General features: G+C 72.8%; 13 protein-coding genes and 1 riboswitch. Of the genes, 6 read left to right on the forward strand and 7 right to left on the reverse strand.

What is annotated here, in order from left to right; all coding sequences use genetic code 11:
- Nucleotides 1-1,473, reverse strand: a complete 1,473-nt coding sequence (locus ACPA54_RS20795; RefSeq protein ID WP_423531916.1) for a purine-cytosine permease family protein — start codon at nucleotides 1,471-1,473, stop codon at nucleotides 1-3.
- Nucleotides 1,474-1,587: 114 nt separating this feature from the next.
- Between ACPA54_RS20795 and ACPA54_RS20800 the strand changes: the two genes are divergently transcribed.
- Nucleotides 1,588-3,576, forward strand: a complete 1,989-nt coding sequence (locus tag ACPA54_RS20800; protein WP_423531917.1) for a PucR family transcriptional regulator ligand-binding domain-containing protein — start codon at nucleotides 1,588-1,590, stop codon at nucleotides 3,574-3,576.
- 55 nt (nucleotides 3,577-3,631) lie between these two features.
- Here the strand turns inward: ACPA54_RS20800 and ACPA54_RS20805 are convergent, their stop codons facing one another.
- Nucleotides 3,632-4,396 carry a crotonase/enoyl-CoA hydratase family protein gene (locus ACPA54_RS20805; protein ID WP_423531919.1) on the reverse strand — a complete coding sequence of 255 codons (765 nt, stop codon included), beginning with the start codon at nucleotides 4,394-4,396 and terminating at the stop codon, nucleotides 3,632-3,634.
- 317 nt (nucleotides 4,397-4,713) lie between these two features.
- Here ACPA54_RS20805 and ACPA54_RS20810 point away from each other — a divergent pair, with 317 nt between their 5' ends.
- Entirely contained in the window at nucleotides 4,714-5,658 is a 945-nt protein-coding gene (locus ACPA54_RS20810; protein WP_423531921.1) for a hypothetical protein, read from the forward strand.
- 24 nt (nucleotides 5,659-5,682) lie between these two features.
- On the opposite strand, the gene ACPA54_RS20815 is transcribed toward ACPA54_RS20810, so the two are convergent.
- Complete coding sequence (locus tag ACPA54_RS20815; RefSeq protein ID WP_423531923.1) at nucleotides 5,683-7,419, reverse strand: pyruvate dehydrogenase; 1,737 nt, start codon at nucleotides 7,417-7,419, stop codon at nucleotides 5,683-5,685.
- A gap of 82 nt (nucleotides 7,420-7,501) precedes the next feature.
- Here ACPA54_RS20815 and ACPA54_RS20820 point away from each other — a divergent pair, with 82 nt between their 5' ends.
- Both ACPA54_RS20820 and ACPA54_RS20825 read left to right on the forward strand, forming a co-directional pair.
- Nucleotides 7,502-9,784: a molybdopterin-dependent oxidoreductase gene (locus tag ACPA54_RS20820; protein WP_423531925.1), complete on the forward strand. Its 2,283-nt coding sequence runs from the start codon at nucleotides 7,502-7,504 to the stop codon at nucleotides 9,782-9,784.
- Between the two features lie 77 nt (nucleotides 9,785-9,861).
- Nucleotides 9,862-9,987: riboswitch (ZMP/ZTP riboswitch) on the forward strand.
- Nucleotides 9,988-10,008: 21 nt separating this feature from the next.
- Nucleotides 10,009-10,884, forward strand: a complete 876-nt coding sequence (locus ACPA54_RS20825) for a bifunctional 5,10-methylenetetrahydrofolate dehydrogenase/5,10-methenyltetrahydrofolate cyclohydrolase (RefSeq protein ID WP_423531926.1) — start codon at nucleotides 10,009-10,011, stop codon at nucleotides 10,882-10,884.
- A gap of 87 nt (nucleotides 10,885-10,971) precedes the next feature.
- Here the strand turns inward: ACPA54_RS20825 and ACPA54_RS20830 are convergent, their stop codons facing one another.
- On the reverse strand, nucleotides 10,972-11,352 hold the full coding sequence (locus tag ACPA54_RS20830) for a hypothetical protein (RefSeq protein WP_423531928.1): 381 nt from the start codon (nucleotides 11,350-11,352) through the stop codon (nucleotides 10,972-10,974).
- 262 nt (nucleotides 11,353-11,614) lie between these two features.
- Between ACPA54_RS20830 and ACPA54_RS20835 the strand changes: the two genes are divergently transcribed.
- Nucleotides 11,615-12,526, forward strand: coding sequence for a helix-turn-helix domain-containing protein (locus ACPA54_RS20835; RefSeq protein WP_423531929.1), 912 nt, complete (start codon nucleotides 11,615-11,617; stop codon nucleotides 12,524-12,526).
- Here ACPA54_RS20835 and ACPA54_RS20840 read toward each other — a convergent pair.
- On the reverse strand, nucleotides 12,501-13,205 hold the full coding sequence (locus ACPA54_RS20840; RefSeq protein WP_423531931.1) for a class I SAM-dependent methyltransferase: 705 nt from the start codon (nucleotides 13,203-13,205) through the stop codon (nucleotides 12,501-12,503). The genes ACPA54_RS20835 and ACPA54_RS20840 overlap by 26 nt on opposite strands.
- 296 nt (nucleotides 13,206-13,501) lie before the next feature.
- Between ACPA54_RS20840 and ACPA54_RS20845 the strand changes: the two genes are divergently transcribed.
- Nucleotides 13,502-13,987, forward strand: coding sequence for a hypothetical protein (locus ACPA54_RS20845; protein WP_423531933.1), 486 nt, complete (start codon nucleotides 13,502-13,504; stop codon nucleotides 13,985-13,987).
- 63 nt (nucleotides 13,988-14,050) lie between these two features.
- Here ACPA54_RS20845 and ACPA54_RS20850 read toward each other — a convergent pair whose 3' ends face one another.
- Both ACPA54_RS20850 and ACPA54_RS20855 read right to left on the reverse strand, forming a co-directional pair.
- Entirely contained in the window at nucleotides 14,051-14,605 is a 555-nt protein-coding gene (locus ACPA54_RS20850) for a hypothetical protein (protein ID WP_423531935.1), read from the reverse strand.
- Between the two features lie 91 nt (nucleotides 14,606-14,696).
- On the reverse strand, nucleotides 14,697-15,551 hold the full coding sequence (locus ACPA54_RS20855) for an acyl-CoA thioesterase (RefSeq protein ID WP_423532285.1): 855 nt from the start codon (nucleotides 15,549-15,551) through the stop codon (nucleotides 14,697-14,699).
- Nucleotides 15,552-15,638 lie beyond the last annotated feature (87 nt).

The following is a 15,638-nucleotide window of genomic DNA, read 5'->3' on the forward strand; positions in this document are numbered from 1 at the left end:
TCAGGCCTCCCGTGCCCCGAGTGCGGCGTCCGCATCCGCCTCGGCGGCTTGTTCCGCGGCGGTGTCGATACCCCGTCCCAGCCACGCGTACAGCACGCCGGAGACCAGCAGGCCGACGAGGAAGGACAGGTCCGCGCCGCCCAGCGCGTCCGCCACCGGGCCGGTGAAGAACGAGATCTTGAAGAACGGCACCATGGCCGCGAAGCCGGCGACGTAGGCGACCATGCCGCGCCACTGCCAGTTCCCGTACGGGCCCTTCGGGTCGAAGATCGCCGCGATGGAGTAGTGCCCGCGCCGCACGAAGTAGAAGTCCGTGAGGTTCACGGCCGTCCACGGCACCAGGAAGTACAGCATCATCAGTACGAAGTCGTTGAAGTTCGCCAGGTAGTCGTCCGGCAGCACCAGCGCGACGACGAAGACGACCACCGCGATGACGCCGATGCCGGTGACCCGCACCCGGATCGTCGGGCGTACCGGCCGGAACGCGTCGACCGCGCTCGTCGTGGTCAGCATCGCGCCGTACGCGTTGACCGCCATGATGCCGATCAGCGCCACGGACGACAGCAGCACGGCGAAGGTGCCGAAGCCCGGCATGATGTCGTTGCCGACCTGCCGGATCGCGCCGATCGCGCTCGGCTCCGGCAGCGCGGACGCGATGAGCGCGCCGAGCGACATGAGCCACGCGGCGGACCCGGCGGCGCCGGCGTACGTCCACCAGATGACCTTGCGGGCCGGGACGTTCGCGGGCAGGTAGCGCGAGTAGTCGGAGACGTAGACCGCGTAGCTGATCTGGTAGCCGGCCGCGGCGGAGAACACGATGAGGAACGACGTCCAGTCCAGGCCGCCGCCGGTCGCGGGCGCGTGCACGTCGAGGTTGACGGCCGCGCCGACGGTCAGGATGCCGAAGACCGCGATGAGGATGTACGTCAGCCAGCGCTGCACCAGGTGCAGCAGGTCGTGGCCGATGATCGCGAGGACAACGGCGACGCCGATGAGCGCGGCGTACCAGAAGACCTTGCCGCCGGGCAGCACCGTTTGCAGGCCCTCGGTGGCGAGGATGACGTTGAAGACGTTGAAGCCGACGTACACGAACACGACGGCGGCGAACGGCAGGATCGCGCCGCGCAGGCCGAACTGGGCGCGCGACTGGATCATCTGCGGCAGGCCCATGCGCGGGCCCTGGTTGGCGTGGAACGCCATGAAGAAGGTGCCGAAGCACGCACCCAGGACGACCGCGAGGACCGACCAGCCGAGGCCGAGGCCGAGGGACGGGCCGATGAAGCCGGTGACCATCGTGGTGAGCACGAAGTTGCCGGTGAACCAGAAGGGGCCCTGGTGCCAGACCTTGCCGTGCCGTTCGTTCGCGGGCACGTAGTCGATCGACCGGGTTTCGATGCGCCCGGACAGGGGGGCGGGTCCGTCGAGTCCGGAGACTCTCACCGGTCCCGCGGCGGGGCGTTCGGTGGTGTCCATACGGGTCTCCTGGGGGAGCGCGGCAGGGATGACCTGGTGAAGGTATGCCTGCCGTACAACCGTAAACGATCGAAAAATTGTCGAACCTGGGGAAAAGTCGTCGACACTGTGTCCATGGATGCCCACAGGGATATGTCCGGTGATGGTGGTTTCTCGGGTGTTTCGACGGGTGCGTCGGGCGTGGGGGCGGACGTGGTGCGGATCGCCGATCTGGTGGCCCTGCGGGAGCTTCGCCTTGCGGTCGTCGCGGGCGCGGCGCACCTCGGCCGCCCGGTCGAGGCCGCGCACGTGTCCGAGCTGCTGACGCCGGGGCAGTGGCTGCAGGGCGGCGAGCTGCTGATGACGATCGGCTTGCTGCTGCCGATGACGGACGAGGCGTGTGCGGCGTACGTGCGCGACGCGGCCGCGGGCGGCTCGGGCGCGTGCGGCCTGGTGCTCGGCCTCGGACGCGATTTGCCGTACCAGAGCGCCCCGGAACCGCTGGTCGGGGCGGCGGAGGCGGCGGGGATGCCGTTGCTGACGGTGCCCGACGAGGTGCCGTTCATCGCCGTGACCAAGGCGGTGTTCGACGCCCGGGCGGCCGTGCAGCGGCGCGCGCTGGAACGCGCGTTCGAAGCGCAGCGGCGGCTGACCACCGCGGCCGCGTCGGGGCAGGGCCTGACGGCGACGCTGCGGGCATGGACCGTGGCGACGGGCGTGACGGCGGTGGTGACGGATCCGCTGGGCCGGTTGATCGCGGATGCGGGGGAGAACGGCTCGCGGGTCGGGCGTGCCGTGGGCGGGGGCTCGGGCGGGCGCCGTCGGGGCGGCGAGCCGTCGGCCGGGGAGGGCTCCGTCTCGGGCGGGGGGAGCGGCGTCGCATCGGCGGCCACGGAGACGGGCGTTTCCCCCGGCGCAGGCCGAGTCATCGTCGGGGAACCGCCGCAGGCCGACGCGTCGGGGGAGGTCGGCGACTCCTCCCTCGGCCTCCTCGGCGCGGCTGGGGATCTCCTGGGCCGGGTCGCCGCCCGCGGCCTGCACGGCAGCGGCAGCAGCATCCGCGGCGACCTGCGGGTCGAGGTGCTGCCCCTGGGCGCCGAGCGGCTGCGCGGGCTGCTCGTCCTCGGCGGGCACATCGGGGCGGAGGAGCGCCTGCTGGCGTCCGGCTTGGTGTCGTTGCTGACGCTGGAACTCGAGCGGCGCCACCTCGCGGACGAACCGATGCGGCGTCGGCGGGCGGCCCTGCTCGGCCGCCTGCTCGCCGCGGAGACCACGCGGGAGCAGGCACGCGACGTGCTGGCCGCGGCGGGGCTGGCGGCGGAGCGGGTGCGGGGGTTTGTGGTGGAGACGGCCGTCGGAGGCGGAGGCGGAGGCGGAAGCGGCGGCGGAAGCGGCGGCGGGGGCGAGCGGGCGGAGTCGGGTGTGGGGGCAGCTGCCCGGACGGCTCGGAGTGGAGCGCGGGGGACGGCGGCTTCCGAGCCGGGTGGGGGAGCGGCGTCGTGGTCGGGCGGCGGCCCGGTTCCGGGCCCGACCGCCGACGCACCTGTCCGGGCCGGTGCGGACCCGGGCCCGGCCGCCGAGCTGGCCGCGGACCTCGCCCTGGCCCTCCCCGGCGGCCTCGTCCGGATCGGCGGCGTCGTGATCGAGGCCGTCTGCGGCGACGACCTCGACGTCCGCGAAGTCCTCGACCGGTTCGCGCCGGGACGGGCAGCCGGGATCGGCCCCGTCACCCCGCCGGAAGCGGCCGCCTCGTCGGTCCGGCAGGCGCGGGCGCTGCTGCCGCTGAGCCGCGCGTCCGGGCGCCCCGTCGAAGCCGAGCACGGCGGGTCGAGCGCGCTGCTGCTCGACCTCGCGGACCGGGACACGCTGACCGCGTTCGCGGACACCGTCCTCGGCCCGCTGGACGCCGCAGACCCGTCGGGGGAACTGGCCACGACGCTGGAAGCCTGGCTCGAAGCCGGCGGATCCTGGGACGAGACCGCACGCCGCCTCGGCGTCCACCGGCACACCGTGCGCAACCGCATCGACAAGGCCATGGCCGCGACCGGCCGGCACCTCGACGCGGGCGGCGACCGGTTCGACCTGTGGATGGCGGTCCGGATCCGGCGCCAGGAACGGCCTTAAGGCGTGTCGGGGCCGCGCGGTCGGTCGCAGGCCGGGCCCGCCGTGTGCCGCACCGTCACTCGCCCCGCCACACCGGCGCCCGCCGCTCCGCGAACGCCACCGCGCCCTCCCGCGCGTCCGCCGACCTGAACACCGGCGCGAGGATCGGCGACTGCCGGGCGAACGCCTCGTCCACCGGCCAGTCCTGCGACTCCGCCACGATCCGCTTCGTCGCCGCGACCGCCAGCGGAGCGTTGGCCGCGATCCGCGCCGCCAGTGCCCGCGCGCCCTGCAACGCCTCGCCGGGCGCGGTCAACGTACTCACCAGGCCCAGACGTTGCGCATCGACTGCCGACAACTCGTCGCCGGTCAGCGCCAGTTGCAGGGCGACGGCGTACGGGATCCGGCGCGGCAGCCGCATCAGGCCGCCCGCGCCCGCCGCCAGACCGCGCTTGACCTCGGGAAGCCCGAACCGCGCCTCGTGCGAGGCGACGATCAGGTCGCAGGCCAGGGCGATCTCGAAGCCGCCCGCGAGCGCGTAGCCCTCGACCGCGGCGATCACCGGCTTCGCGGGCGGCTTGGCGGTGATCCCGCCGAAGCCGCGTACGTCGTGGATCGGGTTGTCGCCCGACACGAACCCCTTCAGGTCCATGCCCGCGCAGAACGAGCCGCCCGCGCCGGTGAGGATCGCGACCATCAGATCGTCGCGCGCCTCGAACTCGTCGAGAGCGGCCGCAATTCCCTCGCTCACCGCGTGGTTCACCGCGTTGCGGGCACGCGGCCGGTTGATCGTCACGACGGCGATCCCGTCGGCGTGCTCGACCAGCACCTCGTCGGACATCGGACCCCCTGCGCCTCGCGTTCCCGGACCGGGATCGACCAGTGGAGCTGAACTAGCGTTAACTTAAAGGTCATTGCTTGAGGCGACAAGGGTGATCGGCGGTCGTGAGGATTCGCGCGGCGTGGATGGCGCCGCGGCACATGTGCGTGTGATGGTCGATACGACGCGGGCGGCGGTGCGACATCGAGCCGACGGCGTGGCGGCCCGGCCCCGCTGCTCGGCGGGTCATCGAGGAGGTGGACGTGAGCGGTCCCGAGCGTGGATCCGCGAGCGGAGCGGCGCCGCGCCGGCCCGGAGTCCGGCTTCCCTCGGGAGCCATGCGCTGGACGCAGCGACGGCCCCCGCTGGATGCGGCCGCGCCGGTGCTCGCGGACGTCCTGGGACGGATCATCGCGGTGCGCGCGCACGAACTGGCGCTGCGGCAGGCGGGCTCCGGCCCGGACGGAGTGCCGCTGCTGGTGCCGCCGCCGGCCGGCCGTGACCCGGCCGCGCTGATGGCGGCGTACGCGCAGCACTTGGAGCACGAGCGCGACGGCGTCCTCACCAAGGCAATCGGGGCGGTAACGGACACCGTCGTGAAGAAGACCCTGCACTACCTCCACGGGTCGCCGTTGCGTGAGCCGTCGATGCGGGACGCCACGCGGGACGTTGCCGGGCGCGTGACCGCGGCAGCGTCCGGCAGGTCGTCCGACGCCGGGGCGCAGCCCGGCCCGCCGCCCGCAACGTCGCACGACCACACCTGGGCCGCGGCGGAGATCGACGCGAAGAGCGGGAAGCTCGGCCGACGACCGGCCGACCGCGAGCAGGTGCACGCCCTCAACCTGGCGGTCGAGTTCGGCGGCCGGGCCGCGGCCGCTCAGGGACACGCCGAGATCCGCCAGGCGCAGGGCGACACCGTGAAAGAGCCCCGCTCGGCCGTGCACAGCAGGCGGAACCTCGCCGAGGCCGTGCACCACGCGGGCCTCGCCGCCCAGATGGGCCAGAGGGAAGTCCGGCGCTACGCCGCCTGGCTCGCGGCCCCTGACGGTGCCCGACCGGTGATCGACCCCACGCGCGAGCAGGTCGGGGAGGCCGTGGCGCGCCTCGACCGCGTCGCGGCCGGCCTCGCGTCCGCGACGGACATGAAGGCCAAACGGTCTCCCGTGGCGGCTGATGTGGTCAACGGATCCGCGCAGGAGTTCACCGTGGCGCGGGCCTTCGCGACCGCGCATGCGGTGGCGGCCGAACTCGTCCCCGAACCAGGCCGCTCGCTCGCGGGTTGAGCCGACCACGGCAGTCCGGCGCGCCTACGGCCGCGGAATGTTCCGCAGGTTCGACCGCGCCAGGTCCAGCATGCTGCCCACGCCGCCCGCCAGCACCGTCTTGCCCGCCGCCAGCGCGAACCCCTTGACCTGGCCGAACGTGAAGTGCGACGGCACGGACAGGGCGTTCGGGTCGGTCACCACGTCCACCAGAGCCGGGCCCGGGGTGCCCAGCGCCTCGCGCAGGACGCCTTCCAGGTCCGTCGGCGACGTCACCCGCCACGACGGCATGCCGACGCCGCGCGCGATCGCGGCGAAGTCGACCTGGGGATGGTCGGTGCCGTAGGCCGGCATTCCGTCCACCAGCATTTCCAGGCGCACCATGCCCAGGGACGCGTTGTTGAAGACAATCGTCTTCACCCCGAGCCCGTGCTGCACGACGGTGATCAACTCGCCCAGCAGCATGCTCAGTCCGCCGTCGCCCGACAGCGACACCACCTGCCGCTCCCGGTCGGCGAACGCCGCGCCGATCGCGTGCGGGAGCGCGTTCGCCATCGTGCCGTGGGTGAACGAACCGATGATCCGCCGCCGACCGTTGGGAGTCAGGTAGCGCGCAGCCCACACGTTGTTCATGCCGGTGTCGACGGTGAGCACCGCGTCGTCGGCGGCCACCGTGTCCAGGATGCTGGCCGCGTACTCGGGATGGATCGGCACGTGGTGGTCGACGTCCTTCGTGTACGCGTCCACCACGCCGCTGAGTGTCTTCTCGTGCTTGCGCAGCATGGTCTCGAGGAACTTCTGGTCCCGCTTCTGCCGCAGCAGCGGCTGCAACGCCTCCAGCGTGGCGCCGACGTCGCCGTGCACGGCCAGCTCCAGCGGCGTGCGGCGGCCGAGGCGGCTCGCGTCCCGGTCGATCTGGACGGTGCGGGCGCCGGGGAGGAAGGAGTCGTAGGGGAAGTCCGTGCCGAGCAGCACCACCAAGTCGGCGTCGTGCACCGCGTCGTAGCAGGCGCCGTAGCCGAGCAGGCCGATCATGCCCACGTCGTACGGGTTGTCGAACTGGATCCACTCCTTGCCGCGCAGCGTATGCCCCACCGGCGCCTGTACGGTCGCCGCCAGCCGCATCACCGCCGCATGCGACCCGCGCACGCCCGCACCGCAGAACAGCGCGACCTTGGACGCCGCGTTGATCTTCTCCGCGAGCGCCGCCACCGCGTCCGGCGCCGGCGACAGCACGCCCGTCGACGCGGACACCGCGCTGCGCCCGACCGGGTTCGACGCCGACTTGTCCGCGATGTCGCCCGGCACCACCAGCACCGACACCCCCGGCCCGGCGATCGCGTGCTGCACCGCCGTGCGCGCCATCCGCGGCATCTGCTCGGGCTGCGACAACATCTCGCACCACTGCGCCAGGTCGCGGAACAGCAGCTCCGGATGCGTCTCCTGGAAGAAGCCCGTGCCGATCTGCGACGCCGGAATGTGCGAGGCCAACGCCAGCACCGGCGCGCCGCTGCGCTGCGCGTCATACAAGCCCTGGACCAGGTGCGTGTTACCCGGGCCGCACGAACCCGCGCACACCGCCAACTGCCCGGTGACCTGCGCTTCGGCGGCGGCGGCGAACGCGCCCGCCTCCTCGTTGTGCACATGCACCCACTCGATCGCGCCATCCGAACGCCGGATCGCATCGACCACCGGATTGAGGCTGTCACCGACCACCCCGTAGATGCGGCGCACCCCCGCCTGCCGCAGAACGGTCACCAGCTGATCGGCGACGGTGGGCATGCTGCACTCCTCGCACTCTTCATCCTGCAGGGCATCTCTGCCATAGTCGCCGACGCTTCAGCGCGACCAGGGGAGGCACGCCGTGACCAGCGCAGTAGACCCGAACACCGGCGCGAACGGGGCCGCCGGCCCCGAACCGACGACAACCGTGCACCGGCGCACCTGCCACCTGTGCGAAGCCATGTGCGGTCTGGAGATCACCGTCTCCGGCAACTCGGTGCAACGCATCAAACCCAACAAGAACGACGTGTGGAGCAAGGGGCACATCTGTCCGAAGGGCACCACCCTCGGCGCCCTGCAGAACGACCCCGACCGGCTCCGCAGCCCGATGATCCGCACCGGCGACACCTGGCGCGAAGCCACCTGGGACGAGGCCTTCGCCGAATGCGAACGCCTCCTGCGGCCGGTCCGCGAAACCCACGGCCCCAGCGCCCTCACCGCGTTCCTCGGCAACCCGCTCGCGCACAACATGGCGCTCGCCCGCTACTCCGGCATCCTCATCGGCATGGCCGGAATCCACCACATCTACTCGTCCGGCACCGTCGACCAGTGGCCCAAGAACGTCTCGTCGCTGCTCATGTACGGCGGCATGTGGACGATCCCGGTGCCCGACCTGCGCCGCACCAGCGACCTGTTCGTCGTCATGGGCGCCAACCCGCAGGCCTCCCAAGGCTCGCTGCTCGCCTGCCCGGACATCATGGGCGAGATCAAACGCATCCGCCGCGGCGGCGGCAAGGTCGTCGTCATCGACCCGCGCCGCACCGGCACCGCCGACGCCGCCGACGAATGGCTGCCGATCGTGCCCGGCACCGACGCCGCACTGCTCATGGCCGTGGTGCACACCCTGTTCGACGAGAAGCTCGTGGAACTCGGCGACGCCGCCCCGCATATCGCCGGAGTCGACCAGGTCGCCGCACTCGCCCGCGACTGGACCCCCGAATCCGTCGCCGCCACCTGCCGCATCCCGGCCGACCGCATCCGCGAACTGGCCCGCGAACTCGCCGCCGCCGAGTCCGCCGTCGTCTACGGCCGCATCGGCCTGTGCAACCAGGAGTTCGGCACCCTCGCCAGCTGGCTCGTCGACGTCGTCAACATCCTCACCGGGCACTTCGACACCCCCGGCGGGCTGATGTTCCCCAAGCCCGTCAACTGGTCCGTGGCGACGCTCACCCAGGGCAGCAAGAACGCCGACGGCGCGCCGTTCGGCCGCTGGCACTCCCGCGTCCGCGGCGCCGCCGAAGTCCTCGGCCAGGTCCCGGTGTCCTGCCTCGCCGAGGAAATCGACACCGAAGGCGAAGGCCGCATCCGCGCGCTCATCACCATCGCCGGAAACCCGGCGGTCAGCGCCCCCGGCGCGGCCCGCCTCCGCGAAGCGCTGCCCAAACTCGACGCGATGATCAGCATCGACAACTGGATCAACGAGACCACCCGACACGCCCACGTCATCCTGCCCGGCCCCGGCCCGCTGGAAAGCCCGCACTTCGACGACCTGATGTGGAACTTCGCGGTCGGCAGCGCGGGCAAGTGGTCCGAGCCGGTCGTGGCACCCGAGGACCCGGACCGGCCCGCCGAATGGGAAATCGTGCTGCGCCTCGCCGCGATCGCCGCGGGACAGCCCGCCGCGGGCGTCGACGTCGCGGCCCTGGACGACATGTGGTTCGGCGTCCTCGCCCGCGCCTGCGGCCTCGACCCCGACGAGATCCTGCCGCACTACGACCACGGCGGCCCGGAACGCATCGTCGACCTGTCCATCCGCACCGGCCCCTGGGGCGACCGCTACGGCCGGAACGAAGACGGCCTCACCCTCGCCGACTTCAAAGCCGCCCCGGACGGCATCGACCTCGGCCCGATGGTGCCGCGCGTCGCCGAAATCCTCACCACGCCCACCGGCAAGGTCGAGATAGCCCCCGACTACATCACCGCCGACCTGCCCCGTCTCCGCGCCCACCTCGACCGGGTGGCCGACCCGTCGACGCTCCTGCTGGTCAGCCGCCGCCACCTCCGCTCCAAGAACTCGTGGCTGCACAACGTCCCGGCTCTCGTCGGCGGGTCCAACAAGTGCACCCTGCTGATCCACCCCGACGACGCCGCCCGCAGCGGCCTCCACGACGGCCGCCCCGCCGAAGTCGCCTCCGACGAAGGCGTGATCGAGGTCGCCGTCCAGGTCACCGACGAGATGATGCCCGGCGTCGTCTCCATGCCCCACGGCTGGGGCCATGACGAACCCGGCACCCGCATGGACACGGCCCGCAGTCACGCGGGCGTGAACTCCAACATCCTCGCCCCCGGCACCTTCGTCGACGCGATCTCCGGCAACGCCGCCGTCAACGGCATCCCGGTCCGCGTCCGGGCCGTGGCAGGCTAGGACCGCCGGGGCGGTTCGGGGACGGTCCCGGGACGGAGAAAACCATCCGGGACCGCCCCGACCCCTGGGTTACAGTGGCGCCAGGCCGTGACTGGCGCTGCGGGACCGTGCGGGAGCACCGTCCCCAGGGTGGGACAACCACCGGGGAGCGGCCCGACACGACGTCGTGCGATGAACCGCAGCCGTGCGCCTGGGCATTCCCCGTGGAGCCCCAGGGAGCCCGCATGACCCCGGAAACCCGCCCCGTCGCAGGCCGTCTGATGGACGGCACCGCCCTGGCCCGGCAGACGCTCGACGCAGCCGCCGCGTCCGCCGCCGCCCTCGCCGCCCGGACGGGCGTCGCGCCGTGCCTGGCCACCGTCCTGGTGGGCGAAGACCCGGCGTCCGTGACCTACGTGCGCATGAAGCAGAACCGCTGCGCGAAAGCCGGCATCGCGTCCCGGCACGTCGCCCTGCCCGCGAGCACCGGAACGGCGGAACTCGTCGACACCGTCGCCGCGTTGTCCGCCGACCCGGCCGTCCACGGCATCCTCCTGCAGCACCCGGTCGGCGCGCACATCGACGAACGCGCGGCCTTCGAAGCGATCGCCCCCGAGAAAGACGTCGACGGCGTCACCATGCGGTCCTTCGCCGCCATGGCGTTCGGCCTGCCCGGCTTCGTCTCCTGCACACCCGGCGGCGTGATGCGCCTGCTCGACGCCTACGCCGTCGACCCGCGCGGCAAGCACGCCGTCGTCGTCGGCCGCAGCCCCATCCTCGGCAAGCCCGCCGGGATGCTGCTCCTCGCCCGGGACGCGACGGTGACCTACTGCCACTCGAAGACCGCCGACCTCCGTGCCCGGCTGCGCGACGCGGACATCGTCGTGGCGGCGGTCGGACGCCCGCGGTTCATCCACGGCTCCGACCTCAAACCCGGCGCCGTCGTCGTGGACGCGGGCTACAACCCGGGCAACGTCGGCGACGTCGACTTCCCGTCCGCCCTCGAACGCGCGAGCCTCATCACCCCCGTCCCCGGCGGGGTCGGGCCGATGACCATCGCGGTGCTGCTCGACCAGACCGTCCGCGCCGCGGAGCGGCAGCTCGGCAGCGTCCAGGTCTAGATCGTGTCCGGCGGGTTCTGCCCCGCCCGGCCGACGCCTGCCTGGTCGACGGCCGGGCGGGGGCCGCGGGGCCGGGTGGCCGCGCGGTCAGGGGGTGCGGTCGGCGGATCCGGCGCGGAGGGCGGCGGTGCGGCAAGGGCGGCACGCGAAGACGGGCGTGCCGGACGCGAGGCGGCCGATCGGGCGCAGCGTGGGGTGGGCGGTGTCGCAGGCGATGCACGTGCGGCCGCGGCGCTGGGCGTCGGTGAGGGTGTCCGCGGGGCCCGGCCACGGCTCCCGGGCGGCCGGGCCCGCAGTGCCTCGGGGGCGGCGGAGGACCGCCGCGACCAACCCGGGCAGCCCGCCGCCGGGCGTGGCCCCGTAGGCCCCGGAAAGGGGCTCGCGGGGCCACGCCGACGGGCGCGCGGCGGAGCGGTCGCGCCGACGCGGGGTTGGGCGGCCGCGGCGGGTGATCCGGACGACGGGCACGGCACACACCTCGATGCAGGGGCAGGGGTGTGCGGGCCCCCGGCCTTCCGGACGGGCCGCGAACGCGGCCCGACGCGCCCCGCCGCGTCCCACCCGTCAGGTGGTCGGCGGCGGCTTCGAGGGTGGCGGCCCTCGCGGCCATCCTCGCGACGTGCTTTGCTGCGGGGCAACGTCCATTTTTTGAACGGTTACCGGGCAGCGCGGCCGCGACCTATGATCGGCGCCGCCGGAGGTCCGGCAGAGCCGGGGGAGCGACGAGCCGATGCCACGAGACAGCACCAGGACGGCGCAACTACCGGCCTCCGCACTAGCGTTGCGCTGGCTGCGGCACGACCGCGGGTACACCCAGGACGAAGCCGCGCAGGTCACGGGCGTGGCCACCTACCGGCACTACGAGCACACCAGGCCGCTGCGCGACCACGCGCTGCACCAGATCATCACCGGCTTCGCGCTGGACGCCGAGGAGATCGCCCCGCTCGCGGAAGCCGCCGACCGGGGACGGCCGGTCGTCGACTGCATCAGCCAGGCACCGGAAACACTCGGCGATTTAGGCGAGTTCGTCGACTCGCTGGCAGTCCCCGCCTACGTCACCGGGCCGTGGTGGCAGATCGTCCGCAGCAACCAGGCGGCCGGCGAATGGCTTTCCGACCTGCTGGAGCCCGACGCGCCCGAGACGATCGGCCGCAACTCGCTCGCCATGATCTTCTCCGAGAAACGGCGCGCCGTCAGCCGCGACGGCAGCGAATGGCACGACGGGGCCAAGGCATTCCCCGAACCCGCACCCGAACGGCAGGAGTACCTCGACCGGTTCATCGGCGCGTTCAAAGCCACCTGGCTGCGGCACTGCGCCCACGAGCCTTGCCGCAGCCGCCTGGACGCGGTCACGTGCTACCTGGCGACGGTCAGCCCGTACTGGAAGCACCGCTGGGAGCACGTCCCGGCCCGCGAACGCGGCCTCGCGTCGTCCGGGCACACGCTGACGCCGCGCTGGAACTCCCGCCCCGAACACCCGTGGTACGACCCGAACCGGGAACTCCTCTACCGCGTCTCCACGTTGATCACCGAGCCGTGGACGCCGCTGGCCCGCACCGACTACCGGGTGACGATCGTGTCGATTCCCGGCCTGATCCCCGGAGTCCGCCCGGAACCTACCGCGTGGCGGCCCCGCGCGTGACGATGAGGCTGCGCCCGACACCGCGCGCTTTGCCGTACGGGACCTCGACGACCTCGCCGCGGTGGCCGTCCCCTTCCAGCCAGGCGAGCACACGCTCGACCGGGTAAGGCACGCCGTCGCTCGCCACCAGCGGGTGGATGCGTATGGTGCCGCCGGGACGGACGACGCGCAGGAGTTCGCGAAGCCCGGCGTCCGGGTCGACAGCGTCGTACGTGAACAACAGGTGCGACACCAGCGCGACGTCGAACTCGGCGTCCGCGAAGGGGAGATCGGGCAGGACGGCGGGCTGGTAGCGGCGTTTCCGCCCGTCCGGGCGGTAGTCGGCGAAGAACCGCTCGCCGGCCACCCGCCAGCGCTCCTTCTGCTCCGCCAACCAGTCCGAGTCGATCTCCGGCCGCTCGTCGTGCACGCCGAACGCCAGCTCCACGTCGGAGGCCAGCCGACGGCGCAACTCGTCGGCGGCGAGCACGTACAGCGGATCGACCGCGGACACGTCCGCTCCGGCATCCGCCGCCTCCGCCGCGAACGACGAAGCCCCGCCCGGACAATCGAGCACCCGCCGCCCCGCCAACGCGGCCAACTCCAGGGCGAACATCAACTCGTAGTCCCGGGCCGGCCGCGAGGAAACGATCAGACGGTCGAGGTCGGGCCATGGCGAACTGCGCGGAGGTTGTTGCACCTCCACACGATGGCGGCCCCGCCGCGCCCCGCGCAAGATCACAAAACGGGTTGGGTGGTCACGGGGCGTAGTCGGGGTCGAGTCCCGGACACCGCAGGGGGAACCCCGACCCGGCACCGCCCACCGGCGGACTCACCCCGACTGCGCCGAGACCGCGCCGAGACCGCGCCGAGGTCGAGCCGGAACTGCGCCGAACAGGCGACTCCGCCGCGTGGCACCCGCCCGCCGCGCGCCCTCCATGCACACGATCGCCGTGGATGCCCCACACCCGGCGGGGCCGCACGAAGGTGGACCCGATGCCGCGCCTCGCCCGACGCACCGCCCCTGTGGTGGCCCTCTTGGCCGCCCTCGCGACGCTGCTCGCCGCCCCGGGCGCCGCGGGCGCCGACCCGGCCCCGCAACCGGGCTACCGCGCGGCCGTCGTCGGCGGCGGCAAGCCCCACGACGCGGTCGAGGGCACCACGTGGGGCACCTACGCCCGCCTGATCGACACCGCCACCAACAGGCGCGTCGGCGAGGCGAGCATCGCCTGCACGGTCGAAAAGGCCCGCGCCGAGCGGCTGATCGCCCACTGCTTCCACAGCCTGACGGTCGAGGGCCGCGGAACGCTGCTGATCGAGGGCACCCACCATTACCGCGACGTCACGGTCATGCCGGGGACGGCGGACCCGATGCGGCTGATGGTCATCGGCGGGACCGGGGCGTATGCCCGGGCGTCGGGGACGGCGGACGTGACGGAGGCGCCGGGCGGGTACGTGTACAAGATCAACGCGGTGCTGTAGCAAGCGAGTTGGCGGCAGGCAGCCCGGGTGACGGGCTGCCTCGCCGCACGTCCGTGCCGGTTCTCAGTCCTCGCCTTCCGGAATCCCCGGCACGCCGAGCGCCGCGAGCACACGGACGAACAGATCCTCGGCGAACGTCTCGTCGCCTTGCATGGCGGCCAGGACCGCCTCCGGGTCGGGCGTCAGTCCGGCTTCCTCGGCCCAGGCGACGGCTTGCCGTGCCCGCTCGGGCAGTTCGGCGCGGATGCGGGCTTCGGCGGCGTCGAAGGCGGCATCGTCGGCCGCGTACGGATCGTCGATGGCGTAGCAGGACGAGCCCTCCGGACCGATCCAGCCTTCCCAAAGACCTGAGGCGGGACCGAAGCCGGTCAGGTTCACGCCGTCGCTGTCGAGGACGTACGCGGCCAGCACCGGAGCACCCGAATCGTGCGCCAGCGCATCCAGCGGCAACGCCTCGTCGCTGTGCACATCGATGATCTGCCAGCCGCCTTCGGCGACGTGCCGGACGTCGTAGTCGCCGTCGCCGCTCGACGCCCATGCGGGGTTGTTCCGCAGCACGGGCAGTTCCGCCGCCGGCCGCGTCGAGCGCACCGCGACGATGTGACCCCAAAAACCCATGCCCTTGCCCTCACTCGTTGGTTGGGCGCAAAGCTAGCAATCGCGCCCGACACCAACCGAGGTCGGGTTCTGCGGGGTGTGGGCCGGAAGCTCAGTGCTGCCGGATCAAGGCTTCCTGGACCGCACTCGCCACCAGGATCCCTTGATGGTCGTAGAACTCGCCCATCGCCAGCCCGCGCGCGTCCTGGGCCGTCGGCGAGGCCTGCGCGAACAGGAGCCACTCGTCGGCGCGGAACGGGCGGTGGAACCACATGGCGTGGTCGAGCGAGGCCATCTGGAGGTTCTGCGGGTCGGTGATGTGCGGGGCCGCCGCGGTGCCGGCCAGGGTCAGGTCGGACATGTAGGCCATCGCGCAGACGTGGAGCAGCGGGTCGTCCGGGAGTTTCTCCGCGGCCTTCATCCACACGCGCTGGTGCGGGATGCCGTCGGTCATGTGGGTGACCGCGGTGCTCTCCGGCGGGACGAAGCGCATGTCCATGACGAGGCGGGTCTGGGAGACCTCGTAGTGGTCGCGGGCTTCGCGCGGCAGGCCTTCGTACGGGTCCGGCAGGTTCTCCGGCCGGGGCACGTCCGGCATCGCGCGGCGGTGCTCGGGGGTCTCCTCGGGCACCTTGAAGGATGCGGACAGGGCGAAGATCGTCTCGCCGTTCTGCACCGCGGTGACCCGGCGGGTGGTGAACGACCGGCCGTCCCGCATGGTGTCGACGAGGTAGACGATCGGCGACGTGGTCCGGCCCGGGCGCAGGAAGTAGCTGTGCAGCGAGTGGACGTGCCGGTCGGACATGACGGTGCGTCCGGCCGCGACCAGCGCCTGCGCGGCGACCTGCCCGCCGAACGCCCGCAGCGGGGCGCCCGCGTGGACGTGTCCGCGGAAGATGTTCTTCTCGATCTCCTCGAGAGCGAGCAGGTCCACGAACGTTTCGGCGCGGCCGCCGGCGAAGGCCACCGGGCGGCCGGACGCGGCCGGGGTGTCCGGACGGCCCGGCCGTCCCTCGGGAAGATCGCTCACGTCGTCATGGTGCCAGATACGGGG

Source organism: Uniformispora flossi (assembly GCF_049534875.1).
Lineage (GTDB): Bacteria > Actinomycetota > Actinomycetes > Streptomycetales > Streptomycetaceae > Yinghuangia > Yinghuangia aomiensis.

What these genes read in the sequence shown, in the direction of transcription:
- ACPA54_RS20795 (WP_423531916.1), bottom strand. Translation starts at nt 1,473, where the DNA reads ATGGACACCACCGAACGCCCCGCCGCGGGACCGGTGAGAGTCTCCGGA.
- ACPA54_RS20815 (WP_423531923.1), bottom strand. Translation starts at nt 7,419, where the DNA reads ATGCCCACCGTCGCCGATCAGCTGGTGACCGTTCTGCGGCAGGCGGGG.
- ACPA54_RS20850 (WP_423531935.1), bottom strand. Translation starts at nt 14,605, where the DNA reads ATGGGTTTTTGGGGTCACATCGTCGCGGTGCGCTCGACGCGGCCGGCG.
- ACPA54_RS20825 (WP_423531926.1), top strand. Translation starts at nt 10,009, where the DNA reads ATGACCCCGGAAACCCGCCCCGTCGCAGGCCGTCTGATGGACGGCACC.
- ACPA54_RS20845 (WP_423531933.1), top strand. Translation starts at nt 13,502, where the DNA reads ATGCCGCGCCTCGCCCGACGCACCGCCCCTGTGGTGGCCCTCTTGGCC.
- ACPA54_RS20805 (WP_423531919.1), bottom strand. Translation starts at nt 4,396, where the DNA reads ATGTCCGACGAGGTGCTGGTCGAGCACGCCGACGGGATCGCCGTCGTG.
- ACPA54_RS20800 (WP_423531917.1), top strand. Translation starts at nt 1,588, where the DNA reads ATGGATGCCCACAGGGATATGTCCGGTGATGGTGGTTTCTCGGGTGTT.
- ACPA54_RS20835 (WP_423531929.1), top strand. Translation starts at nt 11,615, where the DNA reads ATGCCACGAGACAGCACCAGGACGGCGCAACTACCGGCCTCCGCACTA.
- ACPA54_RS20810 (WP_423531921.1), top strand. Translation starts at nt 4,714, where the DNA reads ATGCGCTGGACGCAGCGACGGCCCCCGCTGGATGCGGCCGCGCCGGTG.